Source organism: Kushneria avicenniae (assembly GCF_900112585.1).
Classification (GTDB): Bacteria; Pseudomonadota; Gammaproteobacteria; order Pseudomonadales; family Halomonadaceae; genus Kushneria; species Kushneria avicenniae.
Map to the genome: position 1 here is coordinate 647,578 of NZ_FOLY01000002.1, position 21,927 is coordinate 669,504.

A 21,927-nucleotide genomic window follows, 5' to 3' on the forward strand; every position below is an offset into this window, starting at 1 on the left:
TGTCAGCGGCCGATTAGCTTTTTGGCGCGTCGAAACATCGTGTAGATGACAACACTGCGCTTGAACAATCTGCCAACGCGCCCCTTGTTGCGCGACAGCATGGTGACAGTCAGCCCCGATCCCAGAAGGATCGGGCCCTTGTAGCGTGCCAGCTGTTGCCAGCCGTGATCGATGGGCGCCGTGGCTTCCTGCCATTCACGCACAGCGCCTGCAAGCTGCAGGCGCTCCTGAATGATGCGTTGTTCGAAACGATGGCGTCGGGTGGCGAGATCATCTTTCTTCATGCTTCTCTCCCACACGGGTGTGGTCGATACGCGTCTGATCCAGCAATTCCTTGTCTTCACTAAAACGTGCCAGTGTCGACCGTAGAAGGCTGGGTTCACGCGAGACGGCACGCACGCGCAGTGCTACCAGAATACCTGACAGGATCAGAACAGCAGCGGCAATGCCAATGGCCAGCAGGCGGTGGTCCTGCCAGAAGGCCACAATCACCAGAAGCATCAGCATGCCGATGCCGAAGGCAAGCAGCAGCAGGGCAATGCCTGACAGCAACAGCAGCGAAAAAAGCCTTGCGCGTTCTTCCTGAAGTTCAATAACGGCGAGACGCAGGCGCGTCTCACCGGTATCCATCAGGTTTTTCAGAAGACGCTGCGCGGCCAGAATAACGCGTTGGGCCGGGCCGCTACCGGAAGACATCAGCTGCGACCGAGAATCAGACCTACCACAACACCGAGCGCTGCACCGTAGCCAACACTTTTCCACGGGTTGCTGCGCACGTACTGGTCAGCACATTCCATGCTGTCCTGTGCCTGGTGACGAACGCGCTCGCTGCTCGCCGAGAGACGTGCACGAGTTTCTACCAGCCTGGCTTCTGCGCGTTCACGAAGGCGGGCCACGTTTTCACGAGAGTCATCGGCGGTTGCATGCATCAATTCTTCGATCGTGCTTGATAGTTGACGCAGATCTTCACGCAGCTGTTCCTGACTATCGTTTTCATTACCGCTGATAGGCTTCATGGCCATGCTATGTCCCTCCGTTGACAATAAGATTGCATCCTCATCATAGCAGCCTGGGCGTCGGCTTCAATGCGCGCATGACAATGCATTTGCCCACAGCCTTACAGGGTGTCCGGTATGCCCAGAAATGACGTGTTGAGCGAGAAACCCAGGCCGATACGACGGTTGTAATGATCGTAATCGATCAGGCTCTCGCCGTAGCCTTCGTAATATTGAAGAAAGCCGCGGATCTTGCCATGCAGCGGAAATGAGTAATCCAGCTGATTACCGAAGTTCCCCTTGCCGGGATTGCCGCGAGCAAGCCATGTCACTTCGTGGCCGTTATCAAAAAGATAATTCAGAGTGATGTCGGCGTAGCCGACATAATTTTCGATATCCGGATTGTCATCATCCTTTTCGGATTCCGGTACACGCCAGAACGGTGCGACAGACAGTGTCAGGTTGCCCTTTTGCCAGATGCTGTCGACGTAGATACGATTCCAGCTGCGTGAAAGGGGATCCGAGCGGCCATTGGACTGATGCACCAGACCAACGCGGTTGGCCGTATTGGTCCAGCCACCCAGCATGCTGCTGTTATCGAAGCTCAGGAAAAGCTCCGGTTCATAGTTGGTTTCCCGGAATGGAGAAGAAGCGTCCGCATTGTAGGCCTGCCACCAGGAGCGCTGGGTATAGGCAAAATAAAGGTCACCGTTGTCGCCAAATATGTCATCGAGAATGCCTACCTTGACGCTGAACTGGAACTTCACTTCGCCCTTGTCGATGCCGGCATCGTCAATTTCCCTGAAGTCATCGGCATTGGGGCGAGCGTTATAGGTATACGGCATCAGGTAGTTGCGCTTGTACACCGTAATGGCCACGGGATTCAACATGGCCTGACGTTCCAGCGCCTGGCGGTCGCGTTCCCTGACGGATACATCGTCACCGTCGGTATCGGCATGTGCCTGAGAAGTGATCATCAAAATGCATGGCAGCAGTGCCAGCAACAGACGTTGAACACGGTGAGTCATAAGGATCCATTCCAGAGGTGACAGGCGTCGTGATGAGCTTATCATGGCGCCCTGAATTCGGCATGTTCGGCAGGTAACGCACCCGGCCGGGATAGCCATCGTTATCGGCATCTTCCGACAGGGTTTTAGTTATTTTGCCCTGGATCGATATTATGTATTTGCACAGGGTTCTAATCCAGAGATGTGTCTTTATGTGGGGTAAGGCCAGCGTGGTAACACCCGTCAAGGCCCCGATGCGCCGGGGCATGCTGTGTTTAATGATATTGATGCTGTGGCTGTCAGCCCCCTGGGTGCTGGCCTCCGAGCAGGATATTCCCTCTCGTCAGTCGATCGACGAGCAGATACAGGCAATCGAGGGCAATGACAATCCAAGTGCGAGTGATCAGCAAGTGCTGGACACGCTGGGTAAAACGCGTGATGCCCTTGAAGCGCTCGAAAATACACGACAGGAACAGATAGCGCTTGAAGACCGGGTGAATCAGGCCGATCGACAGCGGCGCCAGTACCAGAATCAGCTGCAGGGACTGGACAGTGATCAAACGCTGGACAGCGATACGCTGGGCAGAAGCTCGCTCGAGCAGCTCGAGCAGCGGCTGGGCAGCACCGTTGAAGATCTCAAGCGTCAGCAGGATCAGCTTACCGACGTCACACGGGCCTTGATCAGTGCGCAGACCCTGCCGGAGCGGGTGCAGGCCACCATCAGCGATGCGCGGCGAGAGCAGCAAAAGCTCAGTGATTCGCTGGAACCCAGCGAGGGCAGCGCGCCGAGTGCCGAACAGAGACAGCTCATCAGTGCGCGCATGGCGCTGCTGGATGCCCGCATCGAGCTGGGACAGCGTCAGCTGTCCAACAGTACGGTGCTGCGCGACGTCAATCAGATGCATCGGGAACTACTGTCACGCCAGATCGATGTCAATCAGAACACGCTGCTGGTGCTGCAGGAGGCAATCAACCAGAAGCGCCGGGATGCCTCCGAACAGGCCATTGCCGAAGCGGCCCACATCGGCGACAACGACCGGATCAGCAACCCTGTCGTCGATGAGGCCCGTGCTCAGAACCAGTCGCTGGCCCGGGAGCTTTTGAACACGACCGATCGTGCCAACACGATGATTCGCGACGGCATCAATACGCGTGCCCGGCTCGAGCAGGTCAGACAGGTCGAGCGCACGCTCAACGAGCAGATAGAGGCTTTGCGGGGAAGCCTTTTGCTGTCACGCGTGCTGCGCCAGCAGCGCGGCTCACTGCCGGATGTTCAGGATCAGAGCAGTCTTCAGGAAGAGATCGGCGACCTGCGACTGCGCCAGTTTGATATCGGACAGTCGCGCCAGGCGCTGGCCAACCCATCAAGCTATATCGACACTCAGCTGGAAAGCGAAGAGCCGCTGACTCCCCGGGCACGGCAGGTGCTGCTCCAGACGCTTGAGATGCGACGCGATCTGCTGGACCAGCTGGATCGGGAGTACGGCAACCTGCTGAGCCGGGCCATCGACGTTCAGCTCAATCAGCAGCAGCTGGTGGACATCAGCCGCTCAGTGCGTGACACCATCGAAGAGCAGCTTTTCTGGGTCGCCAACGGCCAGCCGCTGGGCCTGTCCTGGCTCAGGGAACTGCCGATGCGAATGGGGCAGCAGCTGCTGGAAGGGCAGTGGTTTCAGACGCTGGGAACGCTCTGGGAAGTGCCGTCACCGCGCGCGCTGCTGGCCGTGCCGCTTTTGGTCGTGGCCGGCCTGATGGCCTTTTTTCGGCGGCGCATCAAGGCCTATCTACTGGAGCTGCACAACCAGATCGGCCGTCTCAAGCGTGATACGCAGCTGCATACGCCTCGAGCCATCCTGCTCAATCTGATTCTCTCTTCTACCACGCCGCTGATACTGCTCACGGCAGGCATTGGCCTGTGGCTGGGTGGAGAAGGCTTTGCCGTCTCGCTGGGGCGCGCGCTGTTGCAGCTGGCGCTGGCCTGGCAGGTCTTCGGGCTGATTCGGCGACTGCTGGTGCCCGACGGCGTGGCCACACGCCACTTTCACTGGCCTGCGCCTTATGTGGATCGGCTGCGACGCAATATCTTCTGGCTGGGCTGCAGTGTGGCGCCGGTGGTTGTGGTGGCCAGCATTGCCGAGCAGGCCGATAGCCGGCTGTCGGAGCAGCCGCTGGCGCTTTTGATCATGCTGGCGGGACTGATGGGTATGAGCGTTTTCATGCTGCGTCTGATTCTGGCGCACGTACCCTGGATGGGGGTGCGGCTTTTCCGGCTGCTGCTGGGTGTCACGCTTGCCATGGTACCGCTGGCGCTGATCGGCATGATTCTCTTTGGCTATGAATACACGGCCCTGCGTCTATGCGGCCGCTTTATTCTGACGCTCTACATTCTGGCGCTGTGGTTGCTCGTCGAGGCCAGCGTGGTGCGCGGGCTGGCAGTGGCCGCTCGGCGGCTGGCCTATCGTCGCGCCGTGGCGCGTCGCCGGGCGCAGGGGCGCGACGGCGCCGCCGAAAGCGGCGTGGATCTGGTCGAGGAGCCACCGCTGGACATGGAGCAGGTCAATCAGCAGTCGCTGCGATTGTCCAAGCTGATCCTGTTTTTGATCTTTATCAGCGTGCTGTATCTGGTCTGGGCCGATCTGCTGGGCGTGCTCTCCTATCTGGATAACGTCAGCATCGGTCAGATCAGCGAAAGCGATGCCGCCGGCGGCAGCGTCAACGTGGTCACGCTTGCTGATCTCATGACCGCCCTGATCATCATCGGGTTGATGGTCATCATGGCGCGCAACCTGCCCGGGCTTCTGGAAGTCATGGTGCTGTCGCGGCTCAATCTCAAGCAGGGCAGTGCCTACGCGGTCACTTCGCTTTTGTCCTACACCATTGTCGGTAGTGGCATCGTGGCAGCGCTGGGGACGCTGGGGGTCACCTGGGACAAGCTGCAGTGGCTGGTGGCGGCGCTGTCGGTCGGTCTGGGTTTTGGTCTTCAGGAGATCTTTGCCAACTTCATTTCGGGTCTGATCATTTTGTTCGAGCGCCCGATCAGAATCGGCGACACCATTACGCTGGGCAACCTGCACGGTACGGTCAGCCGGATCCGCATCCGGGCTACCACGGTGACGGATTTTGATCGCAAGGAGATCATCATCCCCAACAAGACCTTCGTGACCGATCAGCTGATCAACTGGTCGCTGACCGACAACATCACCCGGGTTGTGCTGACCTTCGGCGTGGCGCACGGTACCGATCTTGATCTTGCCCACCGGATTCTACGTCGCATTGCCGATGAGCATCCCAGGGTGCTGACCGATCCCGAGCCACAGGTGTTCTGCATGGCCTACAGCCAGAGCGCCTTCAACTTCGAGCTGCGCGTATTCGTCAACGAGCTGATCGATCGTCTGGTGGTTACCGACGAGATCAACCGTCGGGTCGATGCCGAGTTCAAGGCCAACAAGCTGCGCGTGGCCTTCCAGCAGATGGATGTCTGGCTGCACAACGAGAAGGGCGAAAAGCGTCTGGTCCAGCAGCAGTCGGCGAAGAACGGGCGACCGCTGCCTCATGCCAGCACGCCTCATGACAATGACCCCGGCGACGCCGACACCGGAGAGGCCGGGCAGACGCCCTGAGTATCGACTCAGTCAGCGGCTCGCGTGGCGTGCATTAAAAATTCCCGGTTGCCGTCACCACCGGTAATCGGGCTGTCGCCCCAGTAGTGCAGCTCAAACCCGACCTGTCGGCAGCACGTGCGCAGACGCGTTTCGACCTGATCAAAGTGGCGCGCATCGCGCACGATGCCGCCGCTGCCGATCTGCTCGGGCGACAGTTCGAACTGCGGTTTGACCAGACTGAGCAGATGCGCGCCTGTCGGCAGCAGGCGCGCCAGCTCCGGAAGGATCAGCGTCTGCGAGATAAACGACACGTCCATGACGGCGCCTGTCAGTCCGTCGGGCGCCAGTCCCATGATGGTGTCGATTGGCAGCTGGCGCGCATTGACGCTTTCCAGACAGTGCACGCGTTCGTCTTCGCGCAGTAGCGGGTCCAGCTGGTCATGGCCGACCTCGATGCCGATGACGCGCGCGGCGCCGTGCTGCAGCAGACAGTCGGTAAACCCGCCCGTCGACTGGCCGACATCCACAAACGCGCGCCCCTCGGGCGCCATGCCGGAGGCCGCGAGCAGGGCCTCGAGCTTGAGCCCCGCCCGCGAGACGTAGCGCTCCTCGGGGTCTTCCACGACATGAAACTCACTCTCTTCAGGCAGCTTCTCGCCGGGGCGGGTCAGGGTGCGTGACTGACCCTGCTGGATCAGCTGGACCCGGCCGTGGCGAATCAGGCGCTGGGCGCGTGTGCGTGATCGGACCAGCGCCTGAGCCACCAGCAGCTGATCGACACGTAACATCCTGCTCATGATCAGGTCCTGCAATACAAGGGGGAAATGGATCGGGCGCAAGTGGCAGGGCGCCTTCGGGCCGCTATTCTACATCGCCTTTCACGGCCTGCGGGGGAAAAGCGCCATGACGGCCAAAGATCGTCTGCCAGCGATCCAGCACGGCCTCGCGCTTGAGCGGGTCGATCAGTGCGAGCAGTCCCGGTGTCAGTGCAATGGGGGCCAGCGATTCGTCATGTTCTGCCGAGGCGCGCCGGATCAGCAGCGGACTGCCCAGCGGCGTTTGCGTGGTCATGATCTGCTGGCCTTCGCTTGAGGTGATAAAGCGCAGGAAGCGCCGCGCCGTTTCGGGATGTGGGGCGCTGGCGGGGATCAGTGCCAGCCGCTGCAGCGCCAGTGCGTAATCAGTCGGTACCTGCAGCGCCAGTTCGGGATGCTCGCGCACGACGCGACGGGCGTAGGAGCCGATCAGGTTGTAGCCGATCAGATAGCGCCCCTTGATCAGGCCATCGAGCATGTCGGCCGTAGTGTCCTGCAGTCGGGTATCGGTGTCGCCCATGGCGTCGAACAGTGCCCAGGCTTCCTGAGAGCGCGCCACATCCTGAGCCACCGCCATGAATCCGGTCGGGCTTCGGGCAGGGTTATAGGTGACAACGCGACCTCTCAGCGCTTCGCGCTGTTGCGTCAGAAGGGCCAGCAGGCCGGCGTGATCTGCCGGGGGCGGGGCGATATCGGCAAGTTCCCGGCGATAAACCATGACCAGGGATTCATGGGTCAGCCCGATCAGTTCATTCCGCCAGCGAGCGTCCTGTGGCCAGTCGGGATTGATGGCGCCATCGCCCAGCGGCCGGGCCAGCCCTGCGTTGGCCAGACGGTACTGCTGGGCCATGGCCGAGGACATCAAAAGATCGACATTGGGCGGTATACGGTCGGGTGTCGGCCGCGGGCCGAGCGACGCGTCGCGATAGTTCAGCGTGATCTGCGGAAAGCGTTGATGAAACGCCTCAAGTACCGGACGCAGAATTTCGGCCTCTACAACGCCCTGAATGTTGAGACGCTCGCGGCGGCTGCCGGGAAAGTGCAGGTGCCCTCTTGAGCGTGTGAGAACATCATCCGAGGGCGCAAGGGCGTCATCGGCACCGGCGGCCGTGACAGAAGCCAGCAGCGCTGTGGCCAGCACGAGGCCGACGACAATCCTGGAAAGTCCCGGCATCAGGAATGCTCCTCGGGCAGGTGCAGGCCGATCATGAAATGACCTTCAGACGTATGGCGCATGACGATGTGGCCACCGTGAGCCCGGGCCACGCCATCGGCAATGGCCAGTCCCAGCCCGCTGCCAGTGCCCTGTTCCTCACAGCGGTGAAACGGACGCAGAGCGTCTGTCTGCGCCTCGGCGCTGATACCCGGGCCGTCGTCCTCGACATAAAGGGTGCGGGTTGCGGCATCGATGCCCACGGTGATCTGACTGCGGGCATGGCGCAGGGCGTTGTCGATCAGGTTGCTCAGCGCTTCTTCAATCTGCCAGGCATCGGCGTTCACCGACATTGCCGGGCATGGATCGATGAGCCCCAGGTCGATACCGCAGCGATCGGCGGCGGACAGAAGGCGCAGTACCTGCTCGCGGGCCAGCGTCTCCAGCGCTACCGGGTGACGCGTCAAGGGCGCTTCGGGCGAGTCGAGGCGCGTCAGCGACAGCAGCTGCTCGGCCAGCCGGGTAGCGCGATGGGTGCCGTCCTGTATCTCCTGCAGGGCCTGCTGCCAGCGAGCGGCATCATGACTTCGAAGGGCCAGCTCTGCGCTGGCGGCGATACCGGCCAGCGGGGTGCGCAGCTGATGCGAGGCATCGCCGATAAAGCGCTGCTCGTGGATACGTACCTGACGCTGTCGGGTGAGCAGGGCATTCAGCGCGGCGAGCAGCTCTTCAAGCTCTCTTGGAACACGGACATCGATTGAAGAGAGATCGTGCGCCGCGCGCGCCCTGAGTCGCACACGCAGGTGTTCAAGCGGGCTCAGCGCCAGCCGCAGGGTGATCAGAAGTCCCGCGACGGCCAGCATCACAATGCCGATCAGGCGCAGGCTGCTGTCGCGAAAGAGCTGAAGCGCCATGGCACGACGCGCCTCCAGCGTATGGGCCACCAGCAGGGTATAGGGTTCTCGATGATGCCAGCCGGTCAGACGCGCGCCCAGTGCTCCGACCCGTAGCGACAGGCCGTCAAGCGTCGCCGAAAAGGCTTCAAAGGTACCCGGCGCGGGGAGTGCTTTTGTCAGTGCTGCCAGATCCGCATTGCCGCTGATGGGGTGGCCTGCATGATCGACAAGCGTATAGAAAACGCGCTCGTCACCTTGTGGTGCCAGCATGTTCAGCGCCGAGGCGGGCACATCGAACCAGAGACGGTTGTCGCGCCAGCTGACGTGATCGCTCATGACCTGTGCCGCCGATGTCAGCAGACGGTCATGGGCACGATCAGCGCTGCGCCGGGCACTGTGCCACGACTGAAGCAGCAGCAGTGAACAGATCAGCAGCAGGATCAGGGAGAGTCCGCCCAGCAGGCGGCGGTGCAGACTGGCGGACGGCTTCATGAGTCAGTGCTGCTCCAGACGATAGCCCATGCCGCGCACGGTGCGGATCCGAAGGTCGCTACCGTCAAGACGACGGCGCAGCCGGTGCACATATACTTCCAGGGCGTTGTCGCCCGGCGTCTCGTCATCGCCAAAGGTATCCGCCATCAGCTCGGCGCGGCTGATGATCTGCTCACTGCGGCGCAGCAGACACGCCAGCAGACGTTGTTCGCGGGTCGGCAGTGCCAGCGCTGTTCCCTTCAGCTCAAGACGCTGGGTTGAAACGTGCAGCGCCAGCTGGCCCAGCCGGATAGTATCCGGCGCCGTTGGCCGGGCGCGGCGTAAAAGTGCACGTACCCGGGCCTCGAATTCGTCGAGCGAGAAGGGTTTGGTGAGATAGTCATCGGCCCCCAGGTCGAGGCCCGCCACGCGGTCCTCGATCGAGGCACGTGCGGTCAGGATCAGCACCGGGGTCTGGACGTCGTGCTGGCGTAGCGTGGTCAGCACTTCAAGCCCGCTGCGGTGGGGTAGGTTCAGATCCAGAACGATCAGATCAAACTGTCCGGGCGTGGCGAGATGATCGCAGGCGTGATCGCCTCGGGTGATGACCTTGAGCTGCTCGTCGTGGGTCAGCAAAAGGGTTTCAAGGGATCGTGCCAGCAGCACGTCGTCCTCAATGAGCAGTAGCGCCATGAAGGCTCCGCAGCAACTGAACATGAAACCGTCAGTCTACCCTGGTCGGCCCGTGTCTCACGACGGTTGTGATCCCCGAGCGGCATGGCTTGCGATGGGTCGGTTGCGCTGATAAGATGCGCGCTCGGTTGATCGGGGCAGGTCGCAGCCCGGCCTTTAAAGCCTTCTGATCTCCGGTAATGGTGGCCCTTAATGGTCCTCTCGCAACGCGATATCGCGAACCCCGCCAGGCCCGGAAGGGAGCAACGGTAGTGATGGATGCGTGTGCCGGGATGTGGCTGTTGAGGGTCGCCACCCTCTCCTGCGAATGATCTCCCCTGTATCTGTTTCCCGATGACGGCTTGCTGGCCGGCATACCCGTATTGCCCGCATTCCATCGCTCGCCCATGTCGAAATATTGCCCGCATCATGTCGAAACACTGGCCACTTGTCGGGATCGATTGGCGCATGTCCGTCCAGCCGATAGAATGGGTTGTCCTATCCATACCGGATCGACGTCCATTGCTGGCACGTCGACACACCACCGCTTTATTACAGGCTATAGCGCTGCATGAGCTATCAGGTACTGGCCCGCAAATGGCGGCCGCGCACATTTCATGAGCTGGTAGGGCAGGAGCATGTCAGCCGTGCGCTGGTCAACGCGCTTGATCAGGGGCGGCTGCACCATGCCTATCTGTTTACCGGGACGCGTGGGGTGGGCAAGACCACGCTGGCCCGTATTCTGGCCAAGTGCCTGAACTGTGAAACCGGCGTTACCTCCCGCCCGTGCGGGCAGTGTCGGACCTGCCAGGACATCGATCAGGGGCGCTTTGTCGACCTGATCGAGGTAGACGCTGCCTCGCGGACCCGGGTCGAGGATACCCGCGAGCTGCTCGACAATGTCCAGTACGCCCCCACCCAGGGACGCTACAAAGTGTATCTCATTGACGAGGTGCACATGCTGTCGGCGCACAGTTTCAATGCGCTGTTGAAAACGCTGGAAGAGCCGCCGCCGCACGTCAGGTTCCTGCTGGCGACCACCGATCCGCAGAAACTGCCCATCACAGTGCTGTCGCGCTGCCTGCAGTTTGCGCTCAAGCGCATGACGCCCGAGCGCATCGTCGAGCACCTTGATCATGTGCTGACCCAGGAGCAGACCGCCTTCGATACGGCGGCGCTATGGTTGTTGGGACGCGCCGCTGATGGTTCGATGCGTGATGCCATGTCGTTGACCGATCAGGCCATCGCCTTTGGGCATGGCGAGGTGCGTGAAAACGATGTCATCGCGATGCTCGGCACGCTCGATCACCGCCAGATTCTGGCGCTGGCCGAATCGCTGGCCGGCGGGGATGCTGCCGATGTGCTGGCAAGAGTCGCGCATCTGGCCGAGCAGGGGCCGGATTTTGCCGGCGTGCTCGACGCCCTGTGCGGTGTCTTTCATCGGCTGGCCATCGCGCAGATGGTGCCGGCAGCACTGGACAACGCTCAGGGCGATCGCGATGCGCTGGTGGCCCTTGCCGCGCATTTCACCGCTGAAGACGTACAGCTTTACTATCAGATCGCCCTCAACGGGCGTGGCGACATGGACAACGCCCCGGAACAGCGAACGGCGCTGGAAATGACGCTGCTGCGCATGCTGGCTTTTCGCCCTCAGGGCGCGCCGGCGCTTGAGGGCAAGCCACTGCCGATTCGTGGTAGTGACAGCTCGACAACGCCGCTGTCATCTGCCAGTGAGGCATCGCCTGCACCGGAGGCACCGGGCCAGAGCGCGCCCGTCGTAGACGCGCCGCGCGATCAGGCCTTGCCGCAGGGCGAGTCCTTTGACAATGAGGCGGTCACGGCATCGGCCGAGCCGCCGGCGCCTGTCGAGCCGGCAGCGCCCGAACCGGCACCGCCCTGGAACGACGATGATGCCACCGTGTCGCTGGTGGATGCGGCAGAAAGCGCGGCCTACGGTGAAGCGCTTCATGAGGAAGTGGGCGAGACCACGCCTGCCGATGACGTTCAGCCGTCAGTCACGCCGGACGTACCGACAGTGGCGGATACGCATCAGGCCCTGTTTGAGTCGGGACCTGCCGGCGCTGCAACTCCTGCCCTCGAGGAAGGCGACGAGGATGAGCAGGACGACGCGCTCGACGAGTACATGAACGAAGCGGTAGGAGAGAATGCCGGCGGTCAGGCCCGGGCGCTGGAAGCCATGGTGGAAGGCCTTTCCGAAGAGGTTGACCCATCGGCGCCAGAAGCCCCGGAAGCGCCGGCAGAAGAGGCATCGACACTTGATCGAACGCCTGCCCTGCCTGTTGAGGCAGATCATACGCCGATCGACAACGCTCGCTGGCTTGAGCTGTTTCCCGGGCTGGGGCTTTCCGGCATGACGGCCAACCTGGTGGCGAACTGCGTTGTGCACCATGATGATGGTGACAGGCTCGACATGTGGCTGCACCACTCCCAGAGCGCCATGAACGCGGAAGTGCACCGCGAGCGTCTTGAAAAGGCGTTGGTGGCACGCGGGCTGTCCCGCCGGGTCACCATTGAGGTGGGAGAGATTGCCGAACATATCGAGACTCCGGCGCGCCGCCGTGCCCGTCTGGAAAAGGCGCGATTGCAGCGTGCCATTGAAGCCCTGCGTGATGACCCGCATATTCAGTCCCTGCAGGAAGTTTTCGGTGCTCGTCTGGTGGAGCGCAGTGTCACCTCGTTCGAGCAGGATGATGTCGACGCTGGCAGATGAACACGGTCATTGATCACGGTTTGAGAGACGACTCTCGAGGAAGGCAATCATGATGAAGGGTGGCATGGGCAACCTGATGAAGCAGGCCCAGGAAATGCAGGACAAGATGCAAAAGGTCCAGGAAGAGATTGCCGACACCGAAGTGCATGGCGAGTCCGGTGCCGGCATGGTCAAGGTCACCATGAACGGTCGACACGATGTGACCTCGATCGAGCTTGATCCGGCCGTAATGCAGGAAGAGAAGGAGTTTCTCGAAGACCTGCTGGCAGCCGCCGTCAACGACGCCGTGCGCAAGGTGGAAGTCAACTCGCGCACCAGAATGGAAGAGGTTACGCAGGGCATGAACCTGCCGCCCGGCTTCAAGATGCCGTTCTAGGACACGCGTATTTCATGGCGACATTTTCACCGCTGATCGATCGGTTGCTGGAAACGCTGCGGGTACTGCCGGGCGTCGGTCCTCGTACCGCCCAGCGCATGGCCTTTCACCTGCTTGAGCGTGATCGCGAAGGCGGGCGCCGGCTGGCGGAAGTGCTGGGCGATGCGCTTGAGCACGTGGGCTACTGCGACAGCTGTCGCAACCTGACGGAGAGCCAATACTGCAGTATCTGCGAGGACGCGCGCCGCGATGATCGCGCCCTGTGCGTGGTGGAATCGCCAGCGGATCTTCTGGCCATCGAGGAGGCCGGTGGTTTTCGCGGACGCTATTTCGTACTGCATGGTCATCTTTCTCCGATCGATGGCATCGGTCCGAATGATCTGGGGCTTGATCAGCTGGAGGCACTGGTGCACCAGCGTCAGATCGAAGAGCTGATTCTGGCCACCAACCCTACCGTGGAAGGCGAGGCGACCGCGCATTACATCGCCGAGCAGCTTCGAACGCTGGGCGTGCGCTGCTCGCGGCTGGCCTATGGCGTGCCCATGGGCGGTGAGCTCGAGTATGTGGACGGCGGTACGTTGTCCCGTGCTTTCATGGGGCGTCAGCCCTTTGGCGAGCGGGAGTAGGACGTCATGCCCTGATCGGCGCCGCGTGACGACGATGCCCATGATGGATGCAACAAGCCGCCACGCGGCTTGTTTTATTTTATTGCCGTCGGCCCGAGTGCCGGCGAGCTGCTTTAAACGGAATCACCATGCCCACTGATGTCACCTGGCATTTTATCGATACCGAGGAGGCGCTGGAGCGCGCCTGCGCCGATCTCGCGACCCGCGAGGCCATCGGCGTGGATACGGAATTCATGCGTGAAACCACCTTCTACCCGGTGCCGGCACTGATTCAGCTGGGCGATGCCGATGTGGTCTATCTGATTGACCCCACGCTGGTGGCACCCACTGCCGCGCTGCGCGTACTTATGGGAGATGACGGCCCGCTGAAGATCCTTCACGCCTGCAGTGAAGACATGGAAATCTTCACGCGCTGGGCCGGAGATGTTCCCTCGCCGGTAGTGGACACTCAGCTGGCTCACGCTCTGCTGGGCGAGGAAAGCGCCATCAGCTATCAGCGTCTGGTGAGCCAGTGGGTCGAGCAGCATGTGCCCAAGGGGGAGACACGTTCCAACTGGCTGCAGCGGCCGTTGACCGAAGAGCAGTGTCGCTATGCCGCGCTGGACGTGGTCTGGCTCCCACTGATCTGGCAGCGCCAGCAGGCACGTCTGCGCGAGCGGGGCCGTCTTGAATGGCTGCTCGAGGACTGCGAAGCGCTGGTCGAGGCGGCGCGCGGGGGGCGCGATGACGAACGCTGGTATCTGCGCCATCGCAATGCCTGGCGGCTCGAGCCGCGTCAGCTGGCCGCTTTTCAGCGGCTTTGCGTCTGGCGTGAGCGTGCCGTACGCGATCGCAATCTGCCCCGCAACTGGCTGGCCAGTGACGCGACGTTGATGGAAATCGCCGCGGCAATGCCGACCAATCGCTACGAACTTTCCCGGGTGGATGGCGTCAAGCCATCGCTGATCAAGCGGGAAGGCGAGACGCTGCTGGGGCTGATTCAGGAGGCAGCGCAGCTGGACGATGCCGTGCTGCCTTCGCCACTGCCTTCTCCGATCAGCGACGCCTACAAAAAGCGCATGAAGGCATTGAAGGCCGCCGTCAATCAGCGCGCGAAAGCGCTGGCCCTGCCCGTTGAGGTGCTGATCACGCGCCGTGAGCTGGAGCGCTGGATCAGTGCGGATCTACATCGCACGGACTGGCCGTACATGCCGGGTTGGCGCGGCGAGGCGCTCAATGACGCTCTGGTCTCGGCACTGTCAGCACCTGGGCACGCTTCAACGTCGTGTTCCGAAGGGCTTTGAGATGCCTCTGAATTTGTGGAGAACGCCATGACCCCGACACCGTTACTGTGTCAGATCTACAAGAGCCTGCGCCATGAGGAGATGTTTCTCTATGTGGATCGCACGCGCGGGCTGGAGGTCGTGCCGCAGGAGCTTCTGACCCACTTTGGCACGTCGCAGGCCGTCATGATGATGATCATGACGCCTGAGCGAACCCTGGCCCGTGTGGAGACCGCCCGGGTCATCGAGGCGCTGAAGGAGAAGGGATATTACCTGCAGATGCCGCCCGGTGGTGATGCCAGAACGCGTGATCTTGCCTTTGATGTCAGCGCTCGGGAAGATGACAGTGCCACCTGATGAGTGCTCCGGAGAGTGATATGCGCGAGCGTTTCTGGGAAAGATTTCCGCTCGAGGAACTGACCCCTCGAGAGTGGGAGGCCGTCTGCGATGGCTGTGGGCAGTGCTGTCTGGTCAGACTCGAGGATGAGGAGAGTCAGGAGATCGTGACGCTCTCGGTGGCCTGTCGACTGTTCGATATCCAGGCCTGTCGCTGCAGCGATTACGAGCACCGTTTTGACAGGGTGCCGGACTGTCTGCAACTGACCCCCGAGCGGGTGCGCGCCTTTCACTGGCTGCCAGAGACCTGTGGCTATCGACGCCTGGCACAGGAAAAGTCACTGCCGAAGTGGCATCCGCTACGCAGCGGTGACTCGAGCGGTGCGCGTCGCGCCGGCGTCAGCATGCATGGCATGGCCGTCAGTGAAGCGCTCGTGCCCGAAGAGGATTACGAGGACTACATCATTGCCGTGATGCCCTGCCGGACCTGACGTCGAGAATACGCTGTACCCGCCATGCAAAAGGGGCGCTTTTCATTAACGAAAAGCGCCCCTTTGCGATTCTCCCGGTCGGGAAATCAATGCCTATTCATCAGCGTACGGGTGCGCACCGGGGGTCGGCTCGGTTTCCGACAGTCCCAGTGCCCAAAGGATGAAGGCATCCTGTCGCGCCACGTCATGCCAAGCATGAAAGCGCCCCGAGGCGCCACCGTGACCGGCACTCATGTCCGTACGCAGCAGTACGGGGCCGCGGGCGCTGTCGAGCTCGACCAGGCGCGCATAGAGTTTGGCCGGCTCCCAGTAGGGCACTCGGGAATCGTGCCAGCTGCCCTGAAGGTAGACGGCCGGCCAGGGGGCCGGTACCAGGTTGTTCACCGGTGAATAGCGCTTGATGCGCCGGCGCGCTTCAGGCTCCTCCGGATTGCCCCACTCGGTGTATTCCGCCGTGGTCAGCGGTAGATCGGGGTTTTCCATGGTGCGCAACACGTCGACGAAGGGCACATCCAGAACGGCAGCACAGAAGGCGTGCGGATCAAGATTGACGCTGGCTGCGACCAGCAGTCCGCCGGCGCTGGCACCATAGGCTGCAATGTGGCGCTCATCGGCGAGGCCATGTTCCACCAGTACATTGCGGGCTGCCAGGAAATCGCGAAAGCTGTTTTCCTTGTGCTCCAGCTTGCCGCCCAGATACCAGGGTTCGCCCCGGTCACCGCCGCCACGCACGTGTGCCACCGCAAAGGCGCCGCCGCGGGCCAGCAGCTCCAGACGTGAAATCGAAAACCAGGGGTCCAGCGTCTGCCCATAGGCGCCATAGCCGTAGAGCAGGGTCGGCAGGGGGCCCCGGTTGATCAGGTCGGCGCGCGCGACCACGGATACCGGCACGCGCTCGCCATCAAAGGAGGTCGCCCAGACGCGACGACAGGCCAGGTGGCCGGGCTGAAGATCACCGTAGACGGGCTGCTGGCGCAAAAGGCGCCGTTCTCCGCTGTCGATATCGAACTCGACCCAGTGGGGCGGTGTGGTAAAGGACTCTTCGTGCAGCCGAAGATGACGAGTGTCGAAGTGGGGCGTGTCGGCCAGTCCAAGGCTGCAGGGCGTCTCTGCGATGGGCAGCCATTCATCATGGGTCACATCGTGCTGCTCGTTGAACTGCATCAGGCGCAGATGCACCTGGGCCGTATCATGATCCCGCTCGGTCAGCACCAGCCCCCAGGAAAAGGCGTCGACATCTTCAAGCGTGGTGTCACCACGATGCTCGATCATCGGCAGCCATTGATCCAGTGCCTCCTCCGCGGCGCGCTCGAGACAAAAGTGCACGGCGTTGCGGTTATGGAGCACATAGAACATGCCCGGACGGTGGTCGAGGCCATACTCCACCCCGGTTTCGCGCGGATGAAAGCATATTGGTGCGGTGTCCGGTGCCGCGGCGGGAACCAGATGGGTTTCGCTGGTGTCCTTTGATGCACTGTGAATGACCAGCCACTCCCGCGAGCGGGTCTTGTCGAGGCCGACCCAGAATTCGACGTCGCTCTCTTCAAAAATGCAGATGGCATCATCATGGTGACGATGACGACGCCAGACCGTGGCCGGGCGCTGGGTGGTGTCATAGCGCGTAAAGAGGATTGTGGCGTTGTCTTCTGCCCAGCACAGGTCAGGCCCGATGCCGCGTTCGAGCCGGATCGTTTCACCATCGGGCAGACGGCGCAGATAAAGATCGAAATACTCGTTGCCCTGGGTGTCCAGCGTCCAGGCCATCCACTGCTCGTCCTCGGACAGGGCCAAGTCGCCCAGCTCGAGAAAGCTGCTGTGTCGGGAGAGTTCCTGAAGATCGATCAGGCACTCATGGCCGCGGCGCTCGATATCAAGGTGATCAAATGCCTCACCGATCGGATGGCGCCAGAATACCGGATAATCGGCATCGGCGGCCGTCTCGCTCCAGTACACGAAATGATCAAAGGGTGTGGCCAGACCCGTAACGGCCAGCTCGCGTCGGGCAAGATGGCTGTCAAAAAGTGTCTGAGTGAGTGAATTCAGTGGGTCAAACCACTGATCACATTCGAGATTCACGGCTTCAAGAAATTCGGCCACCTGCTGGTTATCCCGGTTTTCAAGCCAGTGCCAGTGGGGGTCCTCGACTTTTCTGAAGCGTGCGACAGGCGCGGCGGATGGGTGTTCTTTCATGATGTGCAGTGTAACATTGATCGCTGTATTTAACCCGGAGGTATCAAGGGCGTGCTGATTTCAGACTCGATTCCACTTTTGTGGCTATGCTGGTTCGTATTATCCGTTGCGGTACTGGTATTTGGCTATTTTGCCATCTCATTTCTGCCTCGGTTGCCTCGCTGGCTGGTCACGGGCGCCGTTGCCGGTCTTTTGTGGATGCCGGCCTTCTTTTCGGTTCCCGGTCCGGAATCCCAGCTGGGCTATTCGGGCTGGGCCCCGTCGCTGGTGGTCACGGCGGTCGGCTTTTTGCAGCATAACGGTGGCCAGATATTTCTCGGTGGCGTATTGATGGCCATCGGTGCTCTTCTGGGCATGCTGATCACCTTCTTTATCGGTCGACGTGGCCGGCAGGACGCGGGCGACGATGAACGCGCCGACGGTGGCGGCAACAGTGGTGGCGGCCACAATGGTAACCGCGACACCGTGCGTCGACGCCAGGAGGGCGGTGCAAAGGCGCGTCGGGAACCTTCGCTCGGGAGATAGGCCCTATGCTGTATCGATGGCTGGTGACAGGTGCGTGGTTGCTGCTGATGCTGATGGCGCTGCCTGCTCAGGCATCGTCACAGGCCTCGCCCGAACAGGGCGATGTTCGACTGGCCATCGATGTTTCCGGCAGCATGAAGGATAACGACCCCGATAACCTGCGTGCCAGCGGCATCCGCCTGCTGGTCGATCTGTTGCCTGACAGCAGCCGTGCCGGTCTCTGGACCTTCGGTCAGCACGTGGCCAATCCGCTGGGCATGGGCACCGTCAACGATCAGTGGCGCCAGCGGGCACTCGACGTGCTGCCCCGTATGACCCGCTACGAGCAGTTTACCGATCTTGAGTCGGCGCTGGATATGGCCACGCAGGGGGTCGCGGGTGATCGCAAAACTCATCTGATCGTGCTGACCGATGGCATGGTGGATGTCCCGGCCATCAACGACAAGCCGGCCCGGGATCGTGCCTCGCGTGAGCGCATCATCAGGACGCTGGCGCCTGATCTGGCCGAGCGCAACGTGGTTATTCACACCATCGCGCTGTCGCGCAACGCCGATACCGATCTAATGCGGACCATCTCGCAGGAGACCGGCGGACTGGCCTCGGTGGCAGAAGACTCCCGGGCGCTTCTGCGCTCCTTTCTGGATGTCCTGAATCAGGTGGCGCCGCGTCAACAGCTGCCGCTGGAAAATGGACGGTTTCAGGTCGATGATCAGGTGCGTGAATTTACGGCGCTGATCTTTCATGAGCAAAATGATGGACCGGTGACCCTGATCAGTCCCGATGGCGAGCGGCTGAGCATCGATGCGCCGGGCGTGGCAGGTCGCTGGCGCCACGACGACCGCTACGAGCTGATTACCGTCCCCGAGCCGGCCGTCGGAGAGTGGCGGATCGAGGGCCCTGTAGGTGCAGGCTCCCGTATCCTGATTGACTCAAGCCTGCAGTTGCGAAGCGCTACGATACCGGCCACGCTGTATGCCCACATCGATCAGCCCCTGGACGTCTGGCTGGAGGGTCGCAATGAGCAGGGGAGTGCCTCCTCAGCGCCCACCGTTGATGCCACCCTCAGAGATGCGGACGGCGACATTACCAGCACCCGTTTGCAGCCGGAATCGGACGGACATTACCGTGGTCGCCTTGAGCAGATCGACCGGGTCGGCAATGCCGAACTGGCGCTTCGGGCCCGGGGTGATGGCTTCTCGCGGCTTCTGACACACAGCGTCAATGTTGTGCCGGTCATCGATGCCGTGCTGGCCGGCGATCAGTCTCATATTGCCATGACCGCCGCCTGGCCACGCCTGACACGTGACAACACCCGAATCGAGGCGACCCTTCTGGGAGAAACGCTGGATGTCGCGCCTGCAGGAGAGGGTCGCTGGCAGGTGACACTGCCCGACACGCTTCCCGAAGAATCCGTATCGGTCGCCCTGACGGCCACAGTGGCGCTGGACAATCGCATCCTCGAGATCCCACTACCGCCGGTGGCGCTTAACAGTGATGCGGCGACCAGTCTTTCCGGAGCGCGACTTGATCGTGATGCGATCAGCGGCGAACGGATGATCGATCAACAAAGTGACGACCAGGATCAGCCGTGGTCGCTGCAGCGTCTCTGGGGGCTGGCACAGGATAACTGGCCTGCTGCCAGAGCGCAGGCCATACAGTGGCTCAAGGACCCGCGGGCATGGTGGGTGGCTGCAGCGTTATTACTGCTTTATGTATTGCTTGCCTTCAGGCGGCGTCGACTGCGGCATCGGCGTCCCCCACAAAGGAGAGATCCGAGTGTGTGAACTCCTCGGCATGAACGCCAACAAGCCGGTTGAGACCGGCTTCAGCTGGCGTGGTTTCAAGCATCGAGGTGGCGTTAATGGTCCTCATCGAGACGGTTTCGGGGTCGGCTTTTATCGCCGCGATGGCTATCACGACTTCCATGATGTGCGCGCGTCCGTTGAATCACCGCTGGCAGATCTGCTTGGGCAGGACAATATTCCGGCGCTGATCATGCTGGGGCATTTGCGTCAGGCCAATGAAGGCAGCGTTGAAATCCGCAATACCTATCCGTTCACTCAGGCCATGAAAGGGCGCCGCTGGTGCTACACCATGCAGGGGCAGCTTGAGGAGTTCGAGGTGCTTGAACTCTCCGGCCGATTCACACCGCTGGGGACTACCGACGGTGAACACGTCTTCTGCTGGCTGATGGATCAACTGTGGCAGGCAGAATGTGACGATGTCTCCGGCGTATGCGAGCTGCTGCGCCAGTGCGGCGATCGACTGTCACGGATGGGTGTTTTCAACATGATGCTCAGCGACGGTCGGACGCTTTATACCTACTGCAGCAAAAAGATGTGCTGGCTGACGAGACGCGCGCCCTTTGGCACCGTGACGTCACTGGACAGCGGTGAGCATATCGACCTTGAGGCGCATTGCGACAGCGATACGGTTTATACCCTGCTGGCCACGACCCCGCTGACCAGCGAGTCGGACTGGCAGGACATGCATCCTGGTGAAGCAATGGCCTTTTGCAATGGCGAGCGGTGTGATGTGAGCTCACCGGAAGCCGTACTGGCCTGATCCTCACGAAGCATTGATAACCTTTTAAATATTAAAACGCCGCAAACATCAGAAGTGTCTGCGGCGTTTCTGGCAGTCATTGCACGTCTGTCAGCTCAGTTCTTCTTCGGTGAACATGCCCTCAAAAAGAGCGGTGGAGAGATAGCGCTCCCCGCTGTCAGGCAGGATCACGGCAATGGACTTGTCCCGGTAGGCCGGGTCTTCGGCCAGACGCAGGGCGGCGACCATGGCCGCGCCGCAGGAGATGCCGACCAGCATGCCTTCCTCGCTCATCAGACGACGCGCCATGGCCATGGCCTCTTCGCTGCTGACGGCTTCCACCTGATCGACAATGTCCAGATCAAGGTTGGCCGGAATGAAATTGGCGCCAATGCCCTGAATCCTGTGGCCGGCGGGTGTCAGATCCTCACCACGCAAACGCTGACCGATAATGGGCGATTCAAGCGGCTCGACGGCCACACTGTGCAGGGCCTTGCCCTTCGTGGTCTCGAAATAGCGGGAAATGCCGGTAATGGTGCCGCCGGTACCGACGCCGGCCACCAGCACATCCAGATCCCCTTCGGTGGCGTCCCAGAGTTCTGGTCCGGTGGTCTTTTCGTGAATTTCGGGGTTGGCGGGGTTTTCAAACTGGGCCGGCATGAAATAGCGCTCGGGCTCGGCATCGCGCAGTTCGGTGGCGCGTTCGACGGCGCCTTTCATGCCGCGGGCCGGTTCGGTCAGCACCAGCTCGGCGCCCAGTGCCTTGAGGACCTTGCGACGCTCGATGCTCATCGACGCGGGCATGGTCAGCTTGACCTTATAACCGCGGGCGGCGCCCACAAAGGCAAGTGCAATGCCGGTATTGCCGGAAGTGGGCTCGATGATCTCCATGCCGGGTTTGAGCACGCCCCGCTTTTCGGCGTCCCAGATCATGTTGGCACCGATACGGCACTTGACCGACAGCGCCGGGTTGCGTGACTCAAGCTTGGCGTACACGCGAGGATGGTCGGTCAGGTGTCTGACCCGAACCAGTGGTGTCTGCCCGATTGCCTGGGAGTTGTCTTCCAGAATCCTGCTCATTGCATGCTCCGTGTCAATGAACTGCCTGAAGGGCAGCAAGGGGTTGGTTCTATTGTGTCGAGGGCCGAGGGCGCCGTCGAGTCCTGAAGCATTCGTTCGGTTGGCGGGCTTTCATGCTATTTTAGGGTCTTTCCATGAAACGGTATTTGGCCGCA

Annotated in this window: 20 protein-coding genes and 1 other RNA gene; 11 read left to right on the forward strand and 10 right to left on the reverse strand. The window is 61.4% G+C overall.

Annotated elements, in window-relative coordinates; all coding sequences use genetic code 11:
• Nucleotides 1-2: 2 nt before the first annotated feature.
• The 4 genes from BM079_RS06265 to BM079_RS06280 all read right to left on the reverse strand — a co-directional run bounded on the left by BM079_RS06265 (nucleotide 3) and on the right by BM079_RS06280 (nucleotide 2,023).
• The gene (locus BM079_RS06265) at nucleotides 3-284 is read right to left on the reverse strand and encodes a YqjK-like family protein (RefSeq protein WP_090131847.1); all 282 of its coding nucleotides are present in this window, start codon (nucleotides 282-284) and stop codon (nucleotides 3-5) included.
• A complete protein-coding gene (locus tag BM079_RS06270) occupies nucleotides 271-696 on the reverse strand; it encodes a phage holin family protein (protein ID WP_090131850.1) in 426 nt (141 codons plus the stop codon). Before BM079_RS06270 ends, BM079_RS06265 begins: the two co-directional genes overlap by 14 nt.
• Nucleotides 696-1,022 (reverse strand): DUF883 family protein, encoded by a 327-nt coding sequence (locus tag BM079_RS06275; protein WP_090131852.1) that lies wholly within the window; start codon nucleotides 1,020-1,022, stop codon nucleotides 696-698. Before BM079_RS06275 ends, BM079_RS06270 begins: the two co-directional genes overlap by 1 nt.
• A 95-nt stretch (nucleotides 1,023-1,117) precedes the next feature.
• Nucleotides 1,118-2,023, reverse strand: a complete 906-nt coding sequence (locus tag BM079_RS06280) for a phospholipase A (protein WP_090131854.1) — start codon at nucleotides 2,021-2,023, stop codon at nucleotides 1,118-1,120.
• Nucleotides 2,024-2,268: 245 nt separating this feature from the next.
• On the opposite strand from BM079_RS06280, the gene mscK reads away from it, so the two are divergent.
• Nucleotides 2,269-5,622: a mechanosensitive channel MscK gene (gene mscK / locus BM079_RS06285; protein ID WP_281243937.1), complete on the forward strand. Its 3,354-nt coding sequence runs from the start codon at nucleotides 2,269-2,271 to the stop codon at nucleotides 5,620-5,622.
• 8 nt (nucleotides 5,623-5,630) lie between these two features.
• On the opposite strand, the gene BM079_RS06290 is transcribed toward mscK, so the two are convergent.
• From BM079_RS06290 to BM079_RS06305, 4 genes are all read right to left on the reverse strand, one after another.
• Nucleotides 5,631-6,392: a TlyA family RNA methyltransferase gene (locus BM079_RS06290; RefSeq protein ID WP_090131860.1), complete on the reverse strand. Its 762-nt coding sequence runs from the start codon at nucleotides 6,390-6,392 to the stop codon at nucleotides 5,631-5,633.
• A 73-nt stretch (nucleotides 6,393-6,465) separates the two neighbouring features.
• Nucleotides 6,466-7,593, reverse strand: a complete 1,128-nt coding sequence (locus BM079_RS06295; RefSeq protein ID WP_090131863.1) for an ABC transporter substrate-binding protein — start codon at nucleotides 7,591-7,593, stop codon at nucleotides 6,466-6,468.
• Nucleotides 7,593-8,960, reverse strand: a complete 1,368-nt coding sequence (locus BM079_RS06300) for a sensor histidine kinase (protein WP_090131865.1) — start codon at nucleotides 8,958-8,960, stop codon at nucleotides 7,593-7,595. Before BM079_RS06300 ends, BM079_RS06295 begins: the two co-directional genes overlap by 1 nt.
• A gap of 3 nt (nucleotides 8,961-8,963) precedes the next feature.
• Complete coding sequence (locus tag BM079_RS06305; protein ID WP_090131868.1) at nucleotides 8,964-9,632, reverse strand: response regulator; 669 nt, start codon at nucleotides 9,630-9,632, stop codon at nucleotides 8,964-8,966.
• Between the two features lie 190 nt (nucleotides 9,633-9,822).
• On the opposite strand from BM079_RS06305, the gene ffs reads away from it, so the two are divergent.
• From ffs to BM079_RS06340, 7 genes are all read left to right on the forward strand, one after another.
• Nucleotides 9,823-9,919: signal recognition particle sRNA small type (gene ffs / locus BM079_RS06310), an RNA gene on the forward strand.
• A 263-nt stretch (nucleotides 9,920-10,182) separates the two neighbouring features.
• A complete protein-coding gene (dnaX, locus tag BM079_RS06315) occupies nucleotides 10,183-12,342 on the forward strand; it encodes a DNA polymerase III subunit gamma/tau (RefSeq protein WP_090131869.1) in 2,160 nt (719 codons plus the stop codon).
• A 49-nt stretch (nucleotides 12,343-12,391) separates the two neighbouring features.
• The gene (locus tag BM079_RS06320; RefSeq protein ID WP_090131873.1) at nucleotides 12,392-12,718 is read left to right on the forward strand and encodes a YbaB/EbfC family nucleoid-associated protein; all 327 of its coding nucleotides are present in this window, start codon (nucleotides 12,392-12,394) and stop codon (nucleotides 12,716-12,718) included.
• A gap of 14 nt (nucleotides 12,719-12,732) precedes the next feature.
• Nucleotides 12,733-13,344 (forward strand): recombination mediator RecR, encoded by a 612-nt coding sequence (gene recR, locus BM079_RS06325; RefSeq protein ID WP_090131875.1) that lies wholly within the window; start codon nucleotides 12,733-12,735, stop codon nucleotides 13,342-13,344.
• A 128-nt stretch (nucleotides 13,345-13,472) separates the two neighbouring features.
• Nucleotides 13,473-14,627 carry a ribonuclease D gene (gene rnd, locus BM079_RS06330; RefSeq protein WP_090131878.1) on the forward strand — a complete coding sequence of 385 codons (1,155 nt, stop codon included), beginning with the start codon at nucleotides 13,473-13,475 and terminating at the stop codon, nucleotides 14,625-14,627.
• A gap of 27 nt (nucleotides 14,628-14,654) precedes the next feature.
• Nucleotides 14,655-14,963: a YcgL domain-containing protein gene (locus BM079_RS06335; RefSeq protein ID WP_090131881.1), complete on the forward strand. Its 309-nt coding sequence runs from the start codon at nucleotides 14,655-14,657 to the stop codon at nucleotides 14,961-14,963.
• Nucleotides 14,964-14,983: 20 nt separating this feature from the next.
• Nucleotides 14,984-15,433: a YcgN family cysteine cluster protein gene (locus tag BM079_RS06340; RefSeq protein WP_090131884.1), complete on the forward strand. Its 450-nt coding sequence runs from the start codon at nucleotides 14,984-14,986 to the stop codon at nucleotides 15,431-15,433.
• A 93-nt stretch (nucleotides 15,434-15,526) separates the two neighbouring features.
• On the opposite strand, the gene BM079_RS06345 is transcribed toward BM079_RS06340, so the two are convergent.
• Nucleotides 15,527-17,623 carry a S9 family peptidase gene (locus BM079_RS06345; protein ID WP_090131887.1) on the reverse strand — a complete coding sequence of 699 codons (2,097 nt, stop codon included), beginning with the start codon at nucleotides 17,621-17,623 and terminating at the stop codon, nucleotides 15,527-15,529.
• A 51-nt stretch (nucleotides 17,624-17,674) separates the two neighbouring features.
• Between BM079_RS06345 and BM079_RS06350 the strand changes: the two genes are divergently transcribed.
• The 3 genes from BM079_RS06350 to BM079_RS06360 are packed head-to-tail and all read left to right on the forward strand — an operon-like array spanning nucleotide 17,675 to nucleotide 20,713.
• Entirely contained in the window at nucleotides 17,675-18,148 is a 474-nt protein-coding gene (locus BM079_RS06350; RefSeq protein ID WP_090131888.1) for a hypothetical protein, read from the forward strand.
• 5 nt (nucleotides 18,149-18,153) lie between these two features.
• Nucleotides 18,154-19,932, forward strand: coding sequence for a VWA domain-containing protein (locus BM079_RS06355; RefSeq protein ID WP_090131890.1), 1,779 nt, complete (start codon nucleotides 18,154-18,156; stop codon nucleotides 19,930-19,932).
• Nucleotides 19,925-20,713: a class II glutamine amidotransferase gene (locus tag BM079_RS06360; protein WP_175489618.1), complete on the forward strand. Its 789-nt coding sequence runs from the start codon at nucleotides 19,925-19,927 to the stop codon at nucleotides 20,711-20,713. The genes BM079_RS06355 and BM079_RS06360 overlap by 8 nt, the downstream gene beginning before the upstream one ends.
• Before the next feature lie 90 nt (nucleotides 20,714-20,803).
• Here BM079_RS06360 and cysK read toward each other — a convergent pair whose 3' ends face one another.
• Nucleotides 20,804-21,772 carry a cysteine synthase A gene (cysK, locus tag BM079_RS06365; RefSeq protein WP_090131894.1) on the reverse strand — a complete coding sequence of 323 codons (969 nt, stop codon included), beginning with the start codon at nucleotides 21,770-21,772 and terminating at the stop codon, nucleotides 20,804-20,806.
• Nucleotides 21,773-21,927 lie beyond the last annotated feature (155 nt).

Excerpts from the sequence above, each read along its gene's own strand:
- BM079_RS06305 (WP_090131868.1), bottom strand. The coding sequence starts at position 9,632 with ATGGCGCTACTGCTCATTGAGGACGACGTGCTGCTGGCACGATCCCTT.
- dnaX (WP_090131869.1), top strand. The coding sequence starts at position 10,183 with ATGAGCTATCAGGTACTGGCCCGCAAATGGCGGCCGCGCACATTTCAT.
- BM079_RS06340 (WP_090131884.1), top strand. The coding sequence starts at position 14,984 with ATGCGCGAGCGTTTCTGGGAAAGATTTCCGCTCGAGGAACTGACCCCT.
- BM079_RS06300 (WP_090131865.1), bottom strand. The coding sequence starts at position 8,960 with ATGAAGCCGTCCGCCAGTCTGCACCGCCGCCTGCTGGGCGGACTCTCC.
- recR (WP_090131875.1), top strand. The coding sequence starts at position 12,733 with ATGGCGACATTTTCACCGCTGATCGATCGGTTGCTGGAAACGCTGCGG.
- BM079_RS06270 (WP_090131850.1), bottom strand. The coding sequence starts at position 696 with ATGTCTTCCGGTAGCGGCCCGGCCCAACGCGTTATTCTGGCCGCGCAG.
- rnd (WP_090131878.1), top strand. The coding sequence starts at position 13,473 with ATGCCCACTGATGTCACCTGGCATTTTATCGATACCGAGGAGGCGCTG.
- cysK (WP_090131894.1), bottom strand. The coding sequence starts at position 21,772 with ATGAGCAGGATTCTGGAAGACAACTCCCAGGCAATCGGGCAGACACCA.
- BM079_RS06280 (WP_090131854.1), bottom strand. The coding sequence starts at position 2,023 with ATGACTCACCGTGTTCAACGTCTGTTGCTGGCACTGCTGCCATGCATT.
- mscK (WP_281243937.1), top strand. The coding sequence starts at position 2,269 with ATGCTGTGTTTAATGATATTGATGCTGTGGCTGTCAGCCCCCTGGGTG.
- BM079_RS06295 (WP_090131863.1), bottom strand. The coding sequence starts at position 7,593 with ATGCCGGGACTTTCCAGGATTGTCGTCGGCCTCGTGCTGGCCACAGCG.
- BM079_RS06320 (WP_090131873.1), top strand. The coding sequence starts at position 12,392 with ATGATGAAGGGTGGCATGGGCAACCTGATGAAGCAGGCCCAGGAAATG.
- BM079_RS06275 (WP_090131852.1), bottom strand. The coding sequence starts at position 1,022 with ATGGCCATGAAGCCTATCAGCGGTAATGAAAACGATAGTCAGGAACAG.
- BM079_RS06355 (WP_090131890.1), top strand. The coding sequence starts at position 18,154 with ATGCTGTATCGATGGCTGGTGACAGGTGCGTGGTTGCTGCTGATGCTG.
- BM079_RS06345 (WP_090131887.1), bottom strand. The coding sequence starts at position 17,623 with ATGAAAGAACACCCATCCGCCGCGCCTGTCGCACGCTTCAGAAAAGTC.
- BM079_RS06335 (WP_090131881.1), top strand. The coding sequence starts at position 14,655 with ATGACCCCGACACCGTTACTGTGTCAGATCTACAAGAGCCTGCGCCAT.
- BM079_RS06265 (WP_090131847.1), bottom strand. The coding sequence starts at position 284 with ATGAAGAAAGATGATCTCGCCACCCGACGCCATCGTTTCGAACAACGC.
- BM079_RS06290 (WP_090131860.1), bottom strand. The coding sequence starts at position 6,392 with ATGTTACGTGTCGATCAGCTGCTGGTGGCTCAGGCGCTGGTCCGATCA.